The sequence below is a fragment of the Chelatococcus albus genome, assembly GCF_030067675.1.
In the GTDB taxonomy this organism is placed as follows: Bacteria; Pseudomonadota; Alphaproteobacteria; order Rhizobiales; family Beijerinckiaceae; genus Chelatococcus_A; species Chelatococcus_A albus.
On sequence record NZ_JASJEV010000005.1, the window covers coordinates 141726 to 159851 of the forward strand.

Annotated in this window: 17 protein-coding genes and 1 tRNA gene; 11 read left to right on the forward strand and 7 right to left on the reverse strand. The window is 68.9% G+C overall.

From position 1 onward, the window contains the following. The first annotated feature begins 16 nt into the window (after positions 1-16). From QNA08_RS09775 to QNA08_RS09795, 5 genes are all read left to right on the forward strand, one after another. Complete coding sequence (locus tag QNA08_RS09775; protein ID WP_283740514.1) at positions 17-1606, forward strand: peptide ABC transporter substrate-binding protein; 1590 nt, start codon at positions 17-19, stop codon at positions 1604-1606. An 86-nt stretch (positions 1607-1692) separates the two neighbouring features. Then, positions 1693-2613: an ABC transporter permease gene (locus QNA08_RS09780; RefSeq protein WP_283740515.1), complete on the forward strand. Its 921-nt coding sequence runs from the start codon at positions 1693-1695 to the stop codon at positions 2611-2613. Further along, positions 2606-3736 (forward strand): ABC transporter permease, encoded by a 1131-nt coding sequence (locus QNA08_RS09785; RefSeq protein WP_283740516.1) that lies wholly within the window; start codon positions 2606-2608, stop codon positions 3734-3736. The genes QNA08_RS09780 and QNA08_RS09785 overlap by 8 nt, the downstream gene beginning before the upstream one ends. Position 3737: 1 nt before the next feature. Beyond that, positions 3738-5384: an ABC transporter ATP-binding protein gene (locus QNA08_RS09790; protein ID WP_283740517.1), complete on the forward strand. Its 1647-nt coding sequence runs from the start codon at positions 3738-3740 to the stop codon at positions 5382-5384. 89 nt (positions 5385-5473) lie between these two features. Further along, positions 5474-6505 (forward strand): cysteine synthase A, encoded by a 1032-nt coding sequence (locus tag QNA08_RS09795; protein WP_283740518.1) that lies wholly within the window; start codon positions 5474-5476, stop codon positions 6503-6505. 136 nt (positions 6506-6641) lie between these two features. Here QNA08_RS09795 and QNA08_RS09800 read toward each other — a convergent pair whose 3' ends face one another. Genes QNA08_RS09800 through QNA08_RS09810 form a run of 3 tightly spaced genes read right to left on the reverse strand, consistent with a single transcriptional unit; the run spans position 6642 to position 9112 of the window. Further along, positions 6642-8309: a sensor histidine kinase gene (locus QNA08_RS09800; protein ID WP_283740519.1), complete on the reverse strand. Its 1668-nt coding sequence runs from the start codon at positions 8307-8309 to the stop codon at positions 6642-6644. A 9-nt stretch (positions 8310-8318) separates the two neighbouring features. Continuing rightward, positions 8319-8882: a sigma-70 family RNA polymerase sigma factor gene (locus tag QNA08_RS09805; protein WP_283740520.1), complete on the reverse strand. Its 564-nt coding sequence runs from the start codon at positions 8880-8882 to the stop codon at positions 8319-8321. Then, a complete protein-coding gene (locus QNA08_RS09810) occupies positions 8879-9112 on the reverse strand; it encodes a NepR family anti-sigma factor (protein ID WP_283740521.1) in 234 nt (77 codons plus the stop codon). The genes QNA08_RS09805 and QNA08_RS09810 overlap by 4 nt, the downstream gene beginning before the upstream one ends. Positions 9113-9374: 262 nt before the next feature. On the opposite strand from QNA08_RS09810, the gene QNA08_RS09815 reads away from it, so the two are divergent. Both QNA08_RS09815 and QNA08_RS09820 read left to right on the forward strand, forming a co-directional pair. Then, complete coding sequence (locus QNA08_RS09815) at positions 9375-10169, forward strand: response regulator (RefSeq protein ID WP_283740522.1); 795 nt, start codon at positions 9375-9377, stop codon at positions 10167-10169. Positions 10170-10354: 185 nt separating this feature from the next. Continuing rightward, a complete protein-coding gene (locus QNA08_RS09820) occupies positions 10355-11494 on the forward strand; it encodes an HWE histidine kinase domain-containing protein (RefSeq protein ID WP_283740523.1) in 1140 nt (379 codons plus the stop codon). Between the two features lie 157 nt (positions 11495-11651). Here the strand turns inward: QNA08_RS09820 and QNA08_RS09825 are convergent, their stop codons facing one another. Further along, on the reverse strand, positions 11652-12080 hold the full coding sequence (locus tag QNA08_RS09825) for a hypothetical protein (RefSeq protein ID WP_283740524.1): 429 nt from the start codon (positions 12078-12080) through the stop codon (positions 11652-11654). Between the two features lie 258 nt (positions 12081-12338). Here QNA08_RS09825 and QNA08_RS09830 point away from each other — a divergent pair, with 258 nt between their 5' ends. The 4 genes from QNA08_RS09830 (at position 12339) to QNA08_RS09845 (ending at position 15143) form a co-directional block, all read left to right on the forward strand. After that, positions 12339-12701, forward strand: a complete 363-nt coding sequence (locus QNA08_RS09830; RefSeq protein ID WP_283740525.1) for a winged helix-turn-helix domain-containing protein — start codon at positions 12339-12341, stop codon at positions 12699-12701. A gap of 183 nt (positions 12702-12884) precedes the next feature. After that, entirely contained in the window at positions 12885-13523 is a 639-nt protein-coding gene (locus QNA08_RS09835) for an ABC transporter permease (RefSeq protein ID WP_283740657.1), read from the forward strand. A gap of 5 nt (positions 13524-13528) precedes the next feature. Next, a complete protein-coding gene (locus QNA08_RS09840; RefSeq protein WP_283740526.1) occupies positions 13529-14266 on the forward strand; it encodes an ATP-binding cassette domain-containing protein in 738 nt (245 codons plus the stop codon). 31 nt (positions 14267-14297) lie between these two features. Continuing rightward, positions 14298-15143 (forward strand): ABC transporter substrate-binding protein, encoded by an 846-nt coding sequence (locus QNA08_RS09845; RefSeq protein ID WP_283740527.1) that lies wholly within the window; start codon positions 14298-14300, stop codon positions 15141-15143. Positions 15144-15160: 17 nt separating this feature from the next. On the opposite strand, the gene xylB is transcribed toward QNA08_RS09845, so the two are convergent. The 3 genes from xylB to QNA08_RS09860 all read right to left on the reverse strand — a co-directional run bounded on the left by xylB (position 15161) and on the right by QNA08_RS09860 (position 18114). Next, positions 15161-16618 carry a xylulokinase gene (gene xylB, locus QNA08_RS09850; protein ID WP_283740528.1) on the reverse strand — a complete coding sequence of 486 codons (1458 nt, stop codon included), beginning with the start codon at positions 16616-16618 and terminating at the stop codon, positions 15161-15163. Positions 16619-16751: 133 nt separating this feature from the next. After that, positions 16752-17807, reverse strand: coding sequence for a LacI family DNA-binding transcriptional regulator (locus QNA08_RS09855; RefSeq protein WP_283740529.1), 1056 nt, complete (start codon positions 17805-17807; stop codon positions 16752-16754). Positions 17808-18038: 231 nt separating this feature from the next. Further along, positions 18039-18114 (reverse strand) — tRNA-Lys (locus QNA08_RS09860). Positions 18115-18126: the final 12 nt, after the last annotated feature.

The following is an 18126-nucleotide window of genomic DNA, read 5'->3' on the forward strand; positions in this document are numbered from 1 at the left end:
TATGAGGAGGACTGAGATGGGTCGACCCTGGAAACTCTCCTTCATCTCGGCCATCGCATCTTTTGCCATGACAGGTCTCGCCGCCGCCGAGGTGGTTTATCACCGCGGCAATGCGGGCGAGCCCAAGACGCTCGACCAGCACCAGACCTCGATCGACGTCGAGAAGAATGTCCTGAAGGATCTTTACGAGGGTCTCGTCGCCTATAATCCGAAGGGCGAGATCATCCCCGGCGTGGCCGAGAGCTGGAGCATCGGGGGCGACGGCACCGTCTATACCTTCAAGCTGCGCGACGCCGGCAAGTGGTCGAACGGCGATCCGGTGAAGGCGTCGGATTTTGTCTACTCCTTCCGCCGCATCATGAACCCTGCCACGGCAGCGAAATACGCCAACCTTCTCTACCCGATCAAGAACGCCGAGAAGGTCAACAAGGGCGAGCTCAAGCCCGAGGAGCTTGGCGTCAAGGCAGCGGACGACAAGACCCTCGTCATCACGCTCGAACGCCCGACCCCCTACTTCCTCGAACTCCTGCAGCATCAGACCGGCCTGCCGCTGCACCAGGCGAGCGTCGAGAAGTTCGGCAAGGACTTCGTCAAGCCGGGCAATCTCGTGTCGAACGGTGCCTATCTGCTTGCCGAGAACGTGCCGAACGATCACATCAAGCTGACGAAGAACCCGAATTACTGGAACGCGAAGAGCGTCCAGATCGATACGGTCTTCTTCTATCCGACCGAGGACAACGCCGCCGCCGTGCGCCGCTTCATGGCCGGCGAGCTCGACACCAACTACCAGTTCCCGATCGACCAGCTTCCCTTCCTGCGCGAGAAGCTCGGCGCCCAGGTGCGCACGCCCCCCTATCTGGCGCTCGAATACTACGCCATCAACGTCACCAAGCCGCCCTTCAACGACCCGCGCGTGCGCAAGGCGCTCAGCATGGCGGTGGATCGCGATTACCTCGCGGAGAAGGTGTGGGGCGGGGCCGCGCTTCCCGCCTACAACATCGTGCCGCCCGGCCTCAACGGCTATGCGCTGGCAGACGTGGACTACAAGTCGCTGTCGCAGCTCGACCGCGAGGACCAGGCCAAGGCGCTCCTCAAGGAGGCGGGCTACGGTCCGGGCGGCAAGCCGCTCAAGATCGAGATCCGCTACAACACGAACGAGAGCCACAAGAAGACAGCCACCGCCGTCGCCGACATGTGGAAGACAGTGCTCGGCGCCGAGGTCACCCTCCTCAACACCGACGTGAAGACCCACTACGCGCACCTGCAGAACAGGGGCGATTTCGACGTGGCGCGCGCCGGCTGGGTGGCGGACTATTCCGACCCGCAGAACTTCCTGTTCCTCGGCCTGTCGAACAACAGGGTGGGCAACTACTCGCAGTACAACAGCGCCGCCTTCGACGCTGCCATGGCGAAGTCGGACGTGACCATCGATCCGGCCGAGCGGATGAAGGTCCTGCGCACGGCCGAGGACACCATGATGAAGGACGGGCCGATCATCCCCCTCCTCAACCGTGCCTCGCTGCACCTCGTGTCGAACCGCGTCAAGGGCTGGGTGGACAACGTGCAGAACGACCATCGCAGCCAGGACCTGCGCATCGAGCGCTGACGCCCGAGAGGGCGGAGGCCTTGGAGCGCTGACGCATCGGGTGGCCCTTTCGCCGGGGCCCCCCTCCTCCTGCGAGGTGACATCCCATGCTGGGCTACACGCTGCGCCGCCTTGCGAGCGCCGTGCCGACGCTGTTCATCATCGTCACCGTGGCCTTCTTCCTCGTGCGCTTCGCGCCGGGCGGGCCCTTCGACCTGGAGCAGCCGCTCGCTCCCCAGGTGCTCGACAACCTGCGGCGGACCTACAATCTCGATCAGCCGCTGCACCTCCAATATCTCGACTATCTCGCCAAGCTCGTCCGTGGCGATCTCGGACCGAGCTATACGGCCCTCGACTTCACCGTCGGCGAGATGCTCCGCCGCGGCCTGCCCTATTCGATCGCGCTCGGGGCGAGCGCCCTGACGCTCGCCCTCGTGCTCGGCGTCGTTGCCGGCGTCTTCGCCGCGCTGCGCCAGAACAGCACCAAGGACTATGCCGTGATGGCGGTGGCGACGGTCGGGGTGACCGTGCCGAATTTCGTCGTGGGCCCCGTGCTGCAGCTCGTCTTCGGCCTCATGCTCGGCCTCCTGCCCCTCGGCGGCTGGGGCGGCGGCGATCTCGCCCATCGCGTGCTGCCGACCATCGCGCTGGCCCTGCCGCAGATGGCGGTCATCGCCCGCCTCACCCGCAGCTCCATGATCGAAGCCCTGCGGGCCGACCACATCCGCACCCTGCGGGCGAACGGCCTGCCCGGGCGCGCCATCATCGCCCACGCGCTCAGGGGCGCGCTCCTTCCCGTCGTGTCCTACCTCGGCCCCGCGGCGGCCGCCCTGGTCACGGGATCGGTGGTCATCGAGAAGATCTTCGCGATTCCCGGCGTCGGGTCCTATTTCGTCGAAGGGGCCCTTAACCGCGACTACACGCTCGTCATGGGCACGGTCGTGATGCTCGCCTCCTTCGTCGTCCTCTTCAACCTGATCGTCGACCTGCTCTACGCGGCGCTCGACCCGAGGGTCCGTTATGACTGACGCGAGCCTGACCAGTCAGGGCGGCACCGCCGCCAGGGGGCGCAGCCTCTCGACGCTGGCGCTGCAGCGCCTGAAGCGCAACCGCGCCGCAGTCGCGAGCCTCATCGGCCTCGCTCTCATCGCCATCTTCTGCTTCCTCGGCCCGTTCCTGTCGTCCCATCCCAACGATCGGGTGTACCAGTCCTACGTCGCCGTGCCGCCGAGCCTCGAGCCCTACCCGGCGGCGGCGACACTCGAGCGCACGATGCAGCGCGCCCTTGAGCGGGCACGGGTCGACATGGGCGACTTCTCCGCCAGCGGGACGACCTTCCGCGTCACCCTGACCTCGCCCCGTCCCATCGATCCGCGTGTCACCCGCTACATCGACCGTGTCGACGAATTCGACGACGCCCGCGTCGTCGAAACCCTGGAGGAGGGGCGCAGGCTGGTCGTCGAGGGAACCGTGCAGCGGCAATGGTTTCTCATGGGCACCGACATGAGCGGCCGCGACCTCATGACCCGCATCATGGTCGGCGGGCGCATCTCGCTCATCGTCGGCCTGCTCGCGACCCTCGTCAGCCTCCTCATCGGCGTGGCCTGGGGCGCCATCGCGGGTTATGCCGGCGGGCGCATCGACAACGTCATGATGCGCTTCGTCGACGTGCTCTATTCCCTGCCCTTCGTCTTCTTCGTCATCCTTCTTGTCGTCTACTTCGGGCGCAACTTCGTCCTCATCTTCGTCGCCATCGGCGCCGTCGAATGGCTCGACATGGCACGCATCGTGCGCGGCCAGACGCTTGCCCTGAAGCGGCGCGAATTCGTGGAGGCGGCGCAGGCGCTCGGCGTCGGCACGGGCGGCATCCTGCGCCGCCACATCGTGCCCAACCTGCTCGGCCCGGTCGTCGTCTTCATGACGCTCATGGTGCCGAAGATCATCCTGCTCGAGAGCTTCCTGTCCTTCCTCGGCCTGGGCGTGCAGGCGCCGCTGACGAGCTGGGGCGTGCTCATCTCCGAGGGGGCGAACAACATTCAGAGCGCGCCCTATCTCATCGTCTTTCCCTCGATCTTCTTCGTGTCGACGCTCTTCGCCCTGAACTTCATCGGCGACGGCCTGCGCGACGCGCTCGACCCCAGGGACCGCTGAGATGCCTCGCGACAATCCGGTGCACGGCACGATGACGGATCCCATCCTCGCCATCCGCGGGCTCGAGGTCCGCTTCCGCACGAGCGACGGCGAACTGGCCGCCGTCAAGGGCATCGACCTGGACGTGGATGCCGGCGAGACGGTGGCCATCGTCGGCGAATCGGGCTCGGGCAAGAGCCAGACAATGATGTCCGTCATGGGCCTGCTCGCAGCGAATGGCGAGGCCAGGGGTTCGGTGAAATATCGCGGCCAGGAGATCCTCGGCTTGCCTTCGCGGGCGCTCAACCGCTACCGCGGCCGCAAGCTGTCGATGATCTTCCAGGAGCCGATGACCTCGCTCGATCCGCTCTACCGGATCGGCGACCAGCTCGCCGAGCCGCTGATGGTCCACGGCGGCCTCGGCCGGAAGGCGGCGCTGAAGCGCGCGGAGGAGCTCCTCGACCTCGTGCGCATCCCCGATCCGGCGCGCAGGCTCAAGTCCTTCCCGCACGAGCTGTCCGGCGGCCAGCGCCAGCGCGTCATGATCGCCATGGCGCTCGCCAACAGTCCCGACGTGCTCATCGCAGACGAGCCGACGACGGCCCTCGACGTGACCGTGCAGGCGCGCATCCTCGAGCTCCTCGGCGACCTGCAGAAGCGCCTCGGCATGGCGATCGTGTTCATCACGCACGACCTCGGCATCGTGCGCCGCTTTGCCGACCGCACCTATGTCATGAAGAGCGGCGAGGTGGTCGAGCACGGGCCGACAGAAGGGCTCTTCGCCGCGCCGAAGCACGCCTACACGCGCATGCTCATCGAGGCCGAGCCGAGCGGCCGCAAGGAGCCCGTGCCGACCGGCAGCCCCATGGTGCTCGAGGCGAAGAACATCAATGTCTCCTTCCATCTGCGCCAGGGACTGTTCGGCCGCTCGGCACACGAGATCCGGGCCGTGGCGGGGGTCGACCTCGCGATCCGCCGCGGCGAGACCGTCGGCGTCGTGGGCGAATCGGGTTCCGGCAAGTCGACGCTCGGGCGCGCCGTGCTGCGCCTCCTGCCGGCCTCCGGCCTCGTGCGCTACGAGGATCGCAACCTCATGCCCCTCGATCGCAAGGCGATGCGGCCGCTGCGCAAGGAGCTGCAGCTCGTCTTCCAGGATCCCTTCGGCTCGCTCTCCCCACGCATGACCGCAGGCGAGATCGTCACCGAGGGCCTGCTCGTGCACGAGCCGGGCCTCACCCGGGGCGAGCGCGACCGGCGCGCGGCCCAGGCCTTCGAGGAGGTGCGGCTCGATCCCCTCTCACGCCACCGCTTCCCGCACGAGTTTTCCGGCGGCCAGCGCCAGCGCATCGCCATCGCGCGCGCTATGATCCTGAAGCCGAAGCTCGTGGTGCTGGACGAGCCGACCTCGGCCCTCGACCGCTCGGTGCAGAAGGGCATCGTCGAGCTGCTGCGCGACCTGCAGCAAAAGCACGGCCTCGCCTATGTCTTCATCAGCCACGACCTCGCCGTGGTGCGCGCCCTGTCCGACGAGATCATGGTCATGAAGGCTGGCAAGGTGGTGGAGCGCGGCTCGGTCGCGGCGATTTTCGAGCATCCGCGCGAGGCCTACACGCGCGAGCTGATGGCCGCGGCCTTCCTGGATCGGCGCGAACAAATCACGTCATGCTAGAGGCAATATTTTTTCACCGGGCCCGGCATGTGAATGGACAGTCGCCCGCGCCTAGCCTACATCTCCCGCGATCCGAGGGGAGCGAAAGCATGAATGTCTATCCGAGCGTGGTCGAGGCCATCGGCAACACGCCGCTGATCAAGCTGCGGCGCGCCTCGGAGCTGACCGGCTGCGACATCTACGGCAAGGCCGAGTTCCTCAATCCCGGCCAGTCGGTGAAGGACCGCGCCGGCCTGTTCATCATCAAGGATGCCATCGCCCGGGGCGCGCTGCGGCCGGGCGGCACCATCGTCGAGGGCACGGCCGGCAACACCGGCATCGGGCTTGCCGTGGTCGCCAATGCGCTCGGCTTCCGCACGGTGATCGTCATTCCCGACACGCAGTCGCAGGAGAAGAAGGACACGCTGCGCCTCCTCGGCGCCGAGCTGGTCGAAGTGCCGGCCGTGCCCTATGCCAATCCCAACAACTACGTGAAGGTGTCCGGCCGCATGGCCGAGGCGCTCGCCGCGCGCGATCCCAAGGGCGCCATCTGGGCCAACCAGTTCGACAATGTCGCGAACCGGCAGGCCCACGTCGAGACCACCGGCCCCGAGATCTGGGAGCAGACCGGCGGAAAGGTGGACGGCTTCGTCTGTGCCGTCGGCACGGGCGGCACCCTCGCCGGCGTGGGCATGGCCCTCAAGGAGCGCAACCCCAAGGTCACCATCGCGCTTGCCGATCCGATGGGCGCCGCACTCTATCATTACTACGCCCACGGCGAGCTGAAGGCCGAGGGCTCCTCCATCACCGAAGGCATCGGCCAGGGCCGCATCACCAAGAACCTTGAGGGTGCGCCCATCGATGTCGCCTTCCAGATCCCCGACAGCGAGGCCATCCCCCTCGTCTTCGACCTGCTCGAACACGAGGGCCTGTGCCTCGGCGGCTCGTCCGGGATCAACGTCGCCGGTGCCATCCGCCTCGCGCGGCATCTCGGCCCCGGCCATACGATCGTGACCGTGCTGGCCGACTACGGCACACGCTACCAGTCGAAGCTCTTCAACCCGGAATTCCTGCGCTCCAAGGACTTGCCAGTCCCCACCTGGCTGGAGCGCGCCCCCTCCGTCGAGCCGGCGCTCGTCTAGGCCGCGCCGCGCGCGACCGTCCCCCTCCCCGCGCGCCGGGGCGGTTCCGACATGGAACATCGCCGTTCCGAGGGCGTTGATCGGGCGTGAGCGCATTCCTCCCCGCGGGCGCGACGCCCGCCGGGAGTGTCGCAGCTCACGGCGCCCCCTGGTCGGAAAGGCCATCGTTCCCCTGCGCGCTTTCGATCGGGAAGGTGACCGCGAGGACCGTGTCCGACCCCGTGTCGGGCACGGTTTTCGCTTGCAGCTGCTGCAGGAAGGCCCGGGCAAAGCGCGACGGAATGCCTTTCGGGGGCTGCGACATCCCGCCGATCGTCAGGTGCAGGTGGCGATCCTCCGCATGGGCGAGGCGGACGACCGCCCGCCGGGTGCCGTCGGCACCGATGACCGGCCACAGCACCTCCACGACGAGCAGGGAGAGCGCCATGGCGCGGTCGAGGTCGAGGAAGGCCCCCTCACCGCGGATCTCTGCGTCGACAGGCTCACGCAGGCCGGCCGTCAGCTGCTGCGCATAGGCCACAACGTCGCCAACCAGCGTCGGCACGGAGACGAGCCGGATATCGCCCTGCGCGAGTGCCAGCTTGTAGGCTGCGGCCATGGCATGGACGCGGCACTCCGCCAGGGCCAGCGCCATCTCGCGCGTTTCCCCCGACTGCTCCCGCCGCATCAGATTGAGGAAGCTCGCGATAACCTGGAAGTTGTTCTTCACCCGGTGGTGCAGCTCCCGCATCAGACCGCTGCGCTGCTGGGCGACGAGCGCGATTTCGTGGGCGCGCGTGCCGAGCGCCTCGGTCATCTGATCGAATGCACCCGCATATTGCCTGAGCTCCAGCGGGGCCGCGTCCGGCATCGTCGCACGCACGCTGAAGTCGCCGAAGGCGAGGCGGCGCGCCGTACGATTGAGGCGCCTCACCCAGCGCAGCACGAGCCGGTCGACGGCGACCCAGGCGACCGCCAGCACGATGAACGACAGGAGGATGGGCGACAGGATGCCGACGAGGAGCTGGCGTTCGGCAATGCCGAAATCGGCTTCAGGAAAGCCCACCAGAACCTGCAGCCGGTCTGCGTGCACGGGCACGAGAAAATAGACGAAGGCGCGTCCGTCGCGGCTGCGGTCGCGGGCGAACGTCGGGTCGAAGAGTGTGGCCGCGCGTGCGACGGGCCGCTGGGGCAGCCAGCCGGTGCTCCCCTTCTCGTGGCCGTGCTGGACGATGGCCTCGCCCGTCTGGTCGAGGACAGCCACCGTGCCATTCTCGAGCGGCGTCACGTCCGCGAGGATGTCGGCGAACCAGTCCGCATCGAGAACCGCGACGAGGACCGCATCGCGCCCCCGCGCCGGCACGGTGATGGCAACGATCGGCCGCCCCTCCCGGCGGCCGAGGGCGATGTTGTAGGCATTCGGGCTCTGCTGCCCGAGCGGGGCGGTGAGCGCCGCGCGCTCGAAGCCCTCGATCAGCGCAAGGGCGCCGCCGCCGCAGACGATGCCGTTCTCGTCCATGAGAACGATGGCGCCATAGCCGGCATTGGCCTCGACGACGCGGCCGAGCCGGTCCTCGCAGGCGCGAACGGTGGTGTCGGCGGCCTGGATCTCCGCCAGGCTGCGCAGGACGCGCAGGGCAGCGCGCAGGACCGAGCGCTCCTGCGTCGCCACCGCGCTCGCCGTCTGCCGATAGGCATCGAGCGCGAACTGCTCGGCCGTCACGAAGATGCGCCAGGACAACGCGATGGCGAGCACCACGACCGGCAGCATCGCGAGCGCGATCAAGGCGAGGAGACGGGAGCGGAGCGTCGCGAAGGTCAGCATGACCGCGCGCTATTTCGCGATCGTGGCTCGACGCGGACCTGCGTTGAGAACTGCATGGGAGCGGGCGTCGGGGCCGAAGTCGTCCACCGAATCCACGGCGAGCAGTTCCGCAAGCCGCGTGCGCGCACGGTTGATGCGGCTCTTGATTGTTCCGAGGGCGCAGCCGCAGATCTCCGCCGCCTCCTCATAGGAGAAGCCCGACGCCCCGACGAGGATGAGCGCCTCGCGCTGGTCGGGCGGAAGCTTGTTCAGCGCGGCACGAAAGTCGCGCAGGTCCATGTGCCCGTCCTGCTCGCCGTGCACGGCGAGCCGCGCCGCGTAGGTGCCGTCGTCCTCCACCTCGCGCGAGCGCTTGCGGTAGTTGGAATAGAAGGTGTTGCGCAGAATGGTGAAGAGCCAGGCGCGCATGTTCGTGCCCTCGGCATAGGCGTGCATGTTGCCCCACGCCTTCATCAGGGTGTCCTGCACCAGGTCGTCCGCACGTTCGACGTTGCCCGCAACGGAGATCGCGAAGGCCCGCAGCCCCGGGATCTCCGCAAGCAGCCCGTCCTTGAACCTCTGCGGGTCGGTCATCGGCCTTCGCCCTGCTTGGCCTCGAGCGCGTGCAGGAGCTCCAGAAACCGCTCGGGCACGGGCTGGCTGACGATCTCGTCGTAGGCCGCCTTCAGCTGTGCGCCGATCACCTGCTGCAGCGCTTCGTTGATCGGGGGCCTCGGCCTGGCCGTTGCGCGTCCGCCGTCCCCGCCCGGTCCTGTCGGGTTCGGAGCTTGATCCGGATCGCCGCTCTTGCTGCTGCGGGTCATTGTCGCTTTCATCTCCCATGCTTCCTGCGGCCCGGCACGGGTATGCGGACACCTCGGCGGGCTCGGGCACGAGCGATCCCCCCAACGCTCGCTCCCGCGCGGGGCGCTTCGCTGCCTTGCCCTTGCGAACGCAGTCCTGCACACAATGTTCCGTACCGGGAGATCGTTTGGGAACTTTTTTTGCCAATCCGCGTTCGAGCAAGACTACGCCCCGGGGGACATCCGACCCGGGGGGCGGCCTGCCGGCTTCCGCGAGGTGCACATGTCCCTTCCGCAACAGATCGCGCCGCACCTGCCCTACCTGCGTCGCTTCGCCCGCGCCCTCAGCGGCTCCCAGTCGAGTGGCGATGCCTATGTTGTGGCGACACTCGAGGCGCTCGTGGCCGAGCCCGCGATATTTCCCGCCGACGTCGACCCGAAGATCGGTCTCTACCGCATCTTCCTGTCGCTGTGGAACACGGTCGCGCTCAACCAGCGCGAGACGCCCGAAACGGCCCTGCCGGCCGCGCCCGAGCGAAACCTCGAGGCCATCACGCCGCGTCCGCGCCAGGCCTTCCTCCTGCGTACGGTGGAAGGCTTCTCCCTCGACGAGACGGCCCTTGTCCTCGGCGCCTCGACGGATGAGACCCGCGCCCTCCTTGACGAGGCCGGCCGCGAGATCGCCGACCAGGTGGCGACGGACGTGCTCATCATCGAGGACGAGCCGGTGATCGCCATGGACATCGAAATCCTCGTCGCCGAGCTCGGCCATCACGTCGTCGATGTGGCGCGCACGCACAAGGAGGCGGTGGAGGCCGCACGCCAGCATCGCCCGGGTCTCGTCCTCGCCGACATCCAGCTCGCCGACGGCAGCTCCGGCCTCGACGCCGTCAACGAGCTGATCGAGAGTCTCCCCATCCCGGTGATCTTCATCACCGCCTATCCGGAGCGCCTCCTGACGGGCAAGCGACCGGAGCCGGCCTTCCTCATCACCAAGCCATTCCAGGCCGACACGGTGAAGGCCGCCATCAGCCAGGCTCTCTTCTTCGACCGCCGGGCCAGACGCTCCGCCGCCTGAGACGGGGCGTCCCTGGTCCCGCCCACAGCGGGCATTCGCAAAGCGCGATCGGACAGCGTCCCCCGCGACGCCCGACGCGCCGCCGTGACGCTGCCATGCGCCGAAAGGCCTTTCCTTATCGGCCAGGACTTGCACAATCGATCGGGCGCGAGGAGTGCAGACCTGCCGATGAGGATTTCACTCCCATGACGAATTCGCTCGGCTCCGGCTCGCAGCGGTCCGCGGCGCCGTCCACTTCGGCCGCCGAGAGCGCGCGCCTGTCGGGGGGGCCGGACGAGGCCGAGGCCATGTTGCTCGCGCGCCTGCGTGCCCTGGAAACCGCCGAGGCGCGCTATGAGAGGGCCCTGGGGCGCAGCGGCATCACGCTCTTCTGCCAGGACCGCGAACTGCGCTACCTGTGGCTCAACCGGCCGTTGGCGGGCCTCGGCGGCGACCTCCTCGGCAAGACCGACGCTGAGATCCTTCCGGAAGCCTCGCGGGGCAGGCTCATCGCGCTCAAACAGCAGGTGATCGACAGCGGCGCGGCGGCGGACGGCGAGGTGTCGCTCCAGTTCGAGGACGGCGTCCGCTGGTGGGATCTGCACGTCGAACCCGACCGGGACGAGACCGGTGAGGTCGTCGGCATAACCGGCTCCGTCGTGGATGTCACCGAATACAAGGAGAGCGAGCAGCGCCTGCGCCTGCTCATGCGCGAGCTTGTGCACCGCTCCAGGAACCTGCTCACGGTCATCATGGCCGTGGCGCGACAGACGGCGTCGACGTCGGACTCGCTCGAGGACTTCATCGCCGGATTTTCGGAGCGCGTGCAGGCCCTGTCCGCGGCCCACGATCTTCTCGTGCAGGAGTCCTGGCACGGGGTGCCGATCATGAGCCTGATGCGCGCCCAGCTCGGCCATTGCGCCGATCTCGTCGGCAGCCGCATCTCGCTCGATGGGCCGGCTGTGCTGCTGACGGCGGATGCGGCCCAGCATCTGGGCCTCGCCCTGCACGAACTCGCGACCAATGCCGTGAAATACGGAGCCCTGTCGGGCGAGGAGGGCCGCGTCGACATCGGCTGGCAGTTCGCCGAAGGCGAAGCGGGCGACAACGGCTCGTCCACCCGGCGCTTCCACATCCACTGGATCGAGTCCGGCGGGCCGCCCGTCGAGCCTCCCAAACGGCGCGGCTTCGGACAGGTCGTCATCGAGCGCACGGTGGCGCGCGCTCTGGGGGGCAGCGTCGCCCTCGACTACGCGCCGGAAGGCCTGTCCTGGCACCTCGATGCTGCTGCCGAAAGCACCATTGTCAGCGACAACGGGCGACGGTCAGGCAAGGAGACCGCCTGACGCAGAGCATGTTCGCCGGCGGGGCTGTCGGCGCGCCGGCCAAGCGAGGGTCTGCGCCCTCAGGAAAGCTGTTCCCGACAAACGGGAGCGCCCTCCGGTTCAGCGGCCGGAAGGCGCTTCGGACGGCCCCAGTGAGGGGCTGTTTCCGCGGCCGGCGTCAGCCGCCGGCCTTGGTGGGCGCCTGCGCATCCGGGTCACGGCTGGCAACCCCGAGATCGCGCATCGCCTGGCGAACCGCGTCCAGGAGGTTCGGAAGGCCACCGGCCATGCCCTCCTCCGAAGCCACCTGCAGGTCGCGCGCATCCTGTTCCCATATTTCTAGGATGCGCTGCTTCTCCTCGAGGCTCAGGTCGGTCGCCGCCACGACCTCGGCTGGATGATCGAAACGATCGCGCGGATTGGACGCCTCGGTCCCGATGTCGCGGCGATGGTCACGTCCAGCGGTCACGGCCGTCTCGTCTCCCATACTCCGAACGACTTCCCCAAGAACAACATGCACCAAGAACAACATGCACCGAGCAATTCCTGGGTTCTTCCGGTGCTGTTGCAGCCGTCCGATGATGTCCATTTGGATCAGCAACGGCATCTCGACGCCGGGAGGAAGGAGGGAATTCAACCCGCGACCACCTCGCTCGAGCGTGCGCCGCCTCGACTGTCCGGCTTCATCCCGGCGATCTCCGTCAGGCCAACAACGCGACCGCAGCGCCAATTGTTCCGGCGGGCTGCGATGTGCGCAATGTCCACCCCGCCATTGTCTGCAGGGCGACGCTCGGCTTATGACCGCAGGATGGGCCGCCGCCGCGGACATGCCCTGGAGCCCGACTTTGTACCACGGTGGAGTGGCATGGACGACCGCCTCGAACCCCGTCTGCGCATCTTCCTCGGCACGACGATTGCCATCGGGCCGGGCAAGGCGGCCCTCTTGCGCGCCATCGCCGAGACGGGCTCTATCGCCGCGGGCGGCCGGCGCATGGGCATGAGCTACAGGCGCAGTTGGCTCCTCGTGAAGACGATGAACGCCTGCTTCCGCGAGCCGCTCGTCGCCGCCACCAAGGGCGGCCCGGGCGGTGGCGGCGCGGCGCTCACGCCCATGGGAGAGCGCGTGCTCGCGCTCTACGAGGAGATGGAAGCCGCCGCGTCGCAAGCCGTGGCCGGCCGGATGCGGACCTTGCGCGGCCTGATGGTCGACGAGCCGCCCACAACATGAGAAAAGAGAAGCGATAATAACAACTTATCACCGATATGAACGAGATATCATATCGGCTGCATGCCCCGCATGGTCTATTGTGGCAGCACTTGAGCATGCGACCGGCACGGGTAGGCCTTGAACGATTTCGACACCGCCCTCGCGACCGCGTGGCGTCTTATCGCGGCTGGCGACGCCGCGCTCATGGACATTGTCGTCCTGTCGCTCGGCGTGAGCCTTACCGCCGTGCTCATCGCCTCGATCCTGGGCCTGCCGCTCGGGGCGACGATCGCGCTCGCGCGCTTTCGCGGGCGCGATGCGGTGGTGGTCGCCATCAATGCCCTGATGGGCCTGCCTCCCGTCGTCGCCGGCCTCTTCGTCTATCTTCTCCTGTCGCGCTCCGGCCCTCTTGGCGCCTATGGCCTCCTCTTCACGCCGACGGCGATGGTGGTGGCGCAGGTCGTGCTGGTCACGCCGATCATCGCCGCCCTCACCCGCCAGATCGTCGACGATCTGTGGCGCGAATATCGTGACGAGCTGACCTCGCTCGGCGCCGGCAAGCTGCGCGCCGTGCCCACGCTCATCTGGGATGCGCGGCTCAGCCTCGTGACCGTGGTTCTCGCCGGGCTCGGCCGCGCCATGGCGGAGGTCGGCGCCATCCTCGTCGTCGGCGGCAACATCGCCGGTGTGACCCGCACCATGACGACGGCGATCGCGCTCGAGACCAGCAAGGGGGACCTTGCCTTGGCGCTTGGCCTCGGCATCGTGCTGCTGACGCTCGTGCTCGTCATCAATGCGGTGGCTCATTTCGCCGGTGTGGCCGCCCGTCGCGCGGCGGGGTGACGACGATGCACGCCCCGGCCTCCATCCTGCCGCTCCACATCGACGGTCTCAGTTTCGAGGCCGGGGGTGCACTCCTGCTCGACAACGTCAGCGCGACGCTGCGCCCGGGTCTCCGCACGGTCATCCTCGGCCCGAACGGCGCCGGCAAGAGCCTCCTCCTGCGGCTCTGCCACGGTCTCCTTGCGCCGACCGGCGGCGCCCTGCGCTGGGGCGCGTTCTGCAACGGCGACGAGGAGCGCGTGCGCCGGCGCCAGGCCATGGTGTTTCAGCGTCCCGTGCTGCTGCGGCGTTCGGCGCTCGCCAACATCACCTATGCGCTCGCCCTGCGCGGCGTGCGGCCGCGCGCAAGGCGAGTGGCCGAAGCGCGAGCCGCCCTGGAACGGCTGGGCCTCGCCCCCCTCGCAGAGCGGCCGGCACGCGTGCTCTCCGGCGGCGAGCAGCAGCGCCTGGCGCTCGCCCGCGCCTGGGCGCTCTCCCCGGACGTGCTCTTCCTCGATGAGCCGACGGCCAATCTCGACCCCGCGGCGAGCCGCGCCGTGGAGGCGGCGGTCGAGGCGATCCACGCCGCCGGCACCAAGATCGTCATGACCACCCATGACCTCGGCCAGGCACGCCGCCTCGCCGACGAGATCCTCTTCCTCTGCGGCGGACGGCTCCTCGAACAGACGCCCGCCGCGACCTTCTTCCACGCACCCCGCACGCCGGAGGCGGCTGCCTTCCTGCGCGGCGAACTCGTCGGCTGATCCTTTGCAGAACTGTCGGGAGACGATTGCAATGCCCTTGACGCGCCGCCTGTTCACGGCCGCTCTCGCCCTCGCCGCCGCGGCGGTCGCCGGCCCCACCGTCGCGGCCGCAGCGGACAAGCCCTTCATCACCGTGGCCTCGACCACCTCCACGGAGCAGTCCGGTCTCTTCGGCCACCTGCTGCCGAAGTTCACCGAGAAGACGGGGATCGAGGTGCGCGTCGTGGCGCTGGGCACGGGCCAGGCGCTGAAGCTCGGCGAACGCGGCGATGCGGACGTCGTCTTCGTTCACGACAAGTCGGCGGAGGAGGCCTTTCTCAAGGCCGGCTTCGGCGTCGACCGCCGCGACGTGATGTACAACGACTTCATCCTCGTCGGACCGAAGGCCGACCCGGCCAAGGTCGCCGGAGGCCGGGACGTCGTCGCCGCGCTGAGGGTCATTGCGACGGCGAAGGCCCCCTTTGTCTCCCGCGGCGATGACAGCGGCACGCACAAGGCGGAGTTGCGCCTCTGGAAGGAGGCGGGCATCGACCTCGCCGCCGCGCGGGGCGCGTGGTACCGCGAGACGGGCTCGGGCATGGGTCCGGCGCTCAACACCGCCGCCGGCATGGACGCCTACGTTCTCTCCGACCGCGGCACTTGGCTCAACTTCAAGAACCAGGGCCGCCTCGCCATCGTGGTCGAAGGCGACGAGCGGCTGTTCAACCAGTATGGCGTCATGCTCGTCAATCCGGCTCGCCACCCGCACGTCAAGGAGGCGCAGGGCCGCGCCTTCATCGACTGGCTCACCGCGCAGGAGGGCCAGGAGGCCATCGCGAGCTACAAGGTCGGCGGCGAGCCGCTGTTCTTCGCCAATGCCCGAAAGCAGGGCTCCTGACGCCCGGGCCAGCCGCCTCAGGCAAGCCCCGCCGTGACGGCGGGGTAAAGCGCGCGGTAGCGCGCGTGCCGCTCGGCATAGGCCGCGGCGAGCGCCGCATCGGGCTCGACGGTTTCGAGGCGACGCGGTGGCCGGCAGACGGCTTCCGGCGTTTCCCCCGTCACCGCCATGCGCCCGAGCCGGGCGGCGCCGAGGGCTGCTCCCGCCTCCCCGTCGGCGAGGCGGTGGAGCGGCAGCCCGAGGATTGCGGCGAGGACCGTGACCCAGTAGCCCGAGCGCGACCCGCCGCCGATGACGTCGGCCGCCGTGATGCGCGTGCCGGCCGCCGCGAGCGCGTCGAGACAGTCGCGGAAGGCGAATCCCACGCCTTCCAGCACCGCCTGTGTCATCACCTCCCGGTCCGTCTCGTGGGCGAGGCCGGCGAAGACGCCGCGCAGCGCAGCATCGTTGTGCGGCGTCCGCTCGCCCGAGAGATAGGGCAGGAAGAGGACGGGGCTCGGGGCGGCGGGCCGGTCGCCGAGCGCCGCAAGAAGCTTCGCCTCAGGTTGCCCGGCGACACCAGCCCACCAGGCGAGGCAGGATGCCGCCGAGAGGATGACGCCCATCTGGTGCCAGCGCTCCGGCAGCGCATGGCAGAAGGCATGGACAGCGGCGGCGGGATTGGGCGCGAAGCGTTCCGTCGTCGCCCAGAGGACACCCGACGTGCCGAGCGAGAGGAAGGCGCTGCCCGGTTCGACCGCGCCGAGGCCGACGGCCCCGGCCGCGTTGTCCCCGGCCCCGCCGGCGACGACGGGCGCCGCCGCCATGCCCCACCGCGCGGCCAGTTCGGGCCGCAGCCGCCCGGCCGGCGCATTGCCTTCGACGAGGCGCGGCATGTGCCCACGCGTGAGCCCGGTGGCGGCGAGCGCCGCCTCCGACCATTCGCGCCGCGCGGGGTCGAGCCACAGGGTGCCCGCGCCGTCCGACATCTCCTCCACCGCCTCGCCCGTCAGGCGCAGCCGCACATAGGCCTTGGGCAGGAGGACGAGCGCGGTGCGCGCGAAGATCTCGGGCTCGTGCCTGCGCACCCAGGCGAGCTTCGGCGCCGTAAAGCCGGGCATGGCCGGATTGCCGGTGATCCGGCGCAGGTCCGGCCAGGCGGCTTCAAGTTCGGCACATTCCGCCACCGCCCGCCCGTCGTTCCACAGGATGCAGGGCCGCAGCACGGCATGCGCGGCGTCGAGAAGCACGGCCCCGTGCATCTGGCCGGAGAGGCCGATGCCGCGCACGGCACCCGTCGCCTGGGGCGCTCCAGCCCGTACGGCATCCACCGCGGCGAGGACGGCCCGCCACCAGTTCTCCGGGTCCTGTTCGGAGAAACCCGGCCGCGGGCGCGAGAGGGCGAGCGGCTCGGAGGCGCTCGCGACGATGCGCTCGTCCTCGTCGACGAGCACCACCTTCACCGACGACGTGCCGATATCGATGCCGAGAAACACGAAGGGAACCCCTGTCGACCTGGCGGCCACGCCTGGAGGAGGACATGCGCGTCCGGATGCCGGCCCTGCGGAACGTCGGCACGCTGGCGGTGCGTCGGGCGCATGGCCGCTGTCCGGTCGCGACTGTCCTGCCTCAAGGCAGGTTGTCGCGCACGAAGATGTCGATGCCGATGCGCTCCTGCTCGGCCACGATCGGCTCGCCGGTACAATGGGCGAGGAGGATGCGCGCCGCCGAGCGTGCCTGGTGGCCGGGGTCCTGGTTGATGACCGCGTCCATGATGCCGCGCAGCAGGAAGCGGCGGGAATGCGGGGTGAGGTCGTGGCCGACGAAGATCACGTCACGCGCCTTGCCCGCGCCCTCCAGCGCGGCCGCGACGCCGCGATTGCCGGCACCGACGTTGTAGATGCCGACGAGCTCGGGATGCGCCGCGATGACGCTCTCCGTCAGGCGCTGGGCCTGTGCCGCATCATCACGGCTCTCGCCCGCGAGCACGGCGGTGAGATGCGGGTACTCGCTGCCGAGCACCTGCGTGAAGCCGAATTGCCGCTCGGTATGGTCGCGCAGGGCGAGCGAGCCGGCGATGACGGCGACCGTTCCCTTGCGGCCGCCGCTGAAGCGGCCGATGAGGGTCGCGGCGGTGCGGCCGGCCGCCGTGTTGTCGATGCCGACGTAGCGCAGGCGCCGCGCCGTCGGCGCGTCGGAGACGAGTGTCACCACGGCGATGCCGCGCTCGACCAGGTCGTCGATGGCCGCTCGCACGCGCGGATGGTCGAGCGCGACGACCGCGACCCCGCTGTAGCGCGGGTCGAGCCCTTCGAGCGCGGTCGCGAGCGCCTCCGCGTCGAAGACGTCGACATGCAGGATGTCAATGAAGGCGCGCTGTCCCAGGAGCCAGTCGGCGGTGGCGCCCACCTGCTCCTCCAGGATGCGCATGAAGGTATTCGTGCCCGTGGGCAGGATGAAGCAGAAGCGGAAGGTTTCCTTGCGCGCGAGCCGCGCCGCCACGGGGTCGGGCCGATAGCCGAGCCGCGCAATGGCCGATTGCACCCGCGCCGCCGTCTTCTCGCGCACGCCGGGGCGACGGTTGAGCACGCGATCGACGGTGGCGAGCGAAACGCCCGCCTCCCGCGCCACGTCCTGCAGGGTCACGCGCGCGATCGGGGCCGCTCGTTCGATCGGATGTGTCATGGCCCGGCGATGTTGCCCCGCGGCCATGAGGTGCGCAACTCAATTCTTGCAGTGCTCACATCGGGTGGCGTCAGTCCTCGCCACAGATCGGCGGTCGTTCCACCGGCCACCGATGATCGCGGAATTGCAGCCCGCCGGCCTGCCGGAATGACCCGCTGACCCGTTGTCGGAATAGCCTTCTTCACCGCTGTTGCGGCGCCAGCTAGGACCTTGGCTTTCCCGGGGGGTTGATGGTGGGCGCACTAGGGCTCGAACCTAGGACCCGCTGATTAAGAGTCAGCTGCTCTACCAACTGAGCTATGCGCCCATCAACGAGCTT

Bases quoted from the DNA above. Each gene is read 5' to 3' on its own strand.
- QNA08_RS09790 (WP_283740517.1), top strand. From the start codon at position 3,738: ATGCCTCGCGACAATCCGGTGCACGGCACGATGACGGATCCCATCCTC.
- QNA08_RS09845 (WP_283740527.1), top strand. From the start codon at position 14,298: ATGCCCTTGACGCGCCGCCTGTTCACGGCCGCTCTCGCCCTCGCCGCC.
- QNA08_RS09800 (WP_283740519.1), bottom strand. From the start codon at position 8,309: ATGCTGACCTTCGCGACGCTCCGCTCCCGTCTCCTCGCCTTGATCGCG.
- QNA08_RS09840 (WP_283740526.1), top strand. From the start codon at position 13,529: ATGCACGCCCCGGCCTCCATCCTGCCGCTCCACATCGACGGTCTCAGT.
- QNA08_RS09775 (WP_283740514.1), top strand. From the start codon at position 17: ATGGGTCGACCCTGGAAACTCTCCTTCATCTCGGCCATCGCATCTTTT.
- QNA08_RS09825 (WP_283740524.1), bottom strand. From the start codon at position 12,080: ATGCCGTTGCTGATCCAAATGGACATCATCGGACGGCTGCAACAGCAC.
- QNA08_RS09780 (WP_283740515.1), top strand. From the start codon at position 1,693: ATGCTGGGCTACACGCTGCGCCGCCTTGCGAGCGCCGTGCCGACGCTG.
- QNA08_RS09830 (WP_283740525.1), top strand. From the start codon at position 12,339: ATGGACGACCGCCTCGAACCCCGTCTGCGCATCTTCCTCGGCACGACG.
- QNA08_RS09835 (WP_283740657.1), top strand. From the start codon at position 12,885: ATGGACATTGTCGTCCTGTCGCTCGGCGTGAGCCTTACCGCCGTGCTC.
- QNA08_RS09805 (WP_283740520.1), bottom strand. From the start codon at position 8,882: ATGACCGACCCGCAGAGGTTCAAGGACGGGCTGCTTGCGGAGATCCCG.
- QNA08_RS09820 (WP_283740523.1), top strand. From the start codon at position 10,355: ATGACGAATTCGCTCGGCTCCGGCTCGCAGCGGTCCGCGGCGCCGTCC.
- QNA08_RS09855 (WP_283740529.1), bottom strand. From the start codon at position 17,807: ATGACACATCCGATCGAACGAGCGGCCCCGATCGCGCGCGTGACCCTG.
- QNA08_RS09815 (WP_283740522.1), top strand. From the start codon at position 9,375: ATGTCCCTTCCGCAACAGATCGCGCCGCACCTGCCCTACCTGCGTCGC.
- QNA08_RS09785 (WP_283740516.1), top strand. From the start codon at position 2,606: ATGACTGACGCGAGCCTGACCAGTCAGGGCGGCACCGCCGCCAGGGGG.
- QNA08_RS09795 (WP_283740518.1), top strand. From the start codon at position 5,474: ATGAATGTCTATCCGAGCGTGGTCGAGGCCATCGGCAACACGCCGCTG.
- QNA08_RS09810 (WP_283740521.1), bottom strand. From the start codon at position 9,112: ATGACCCGCAGCAGCAAGAGCGGCGATCCGGATCAAGCTCCGAACCCG.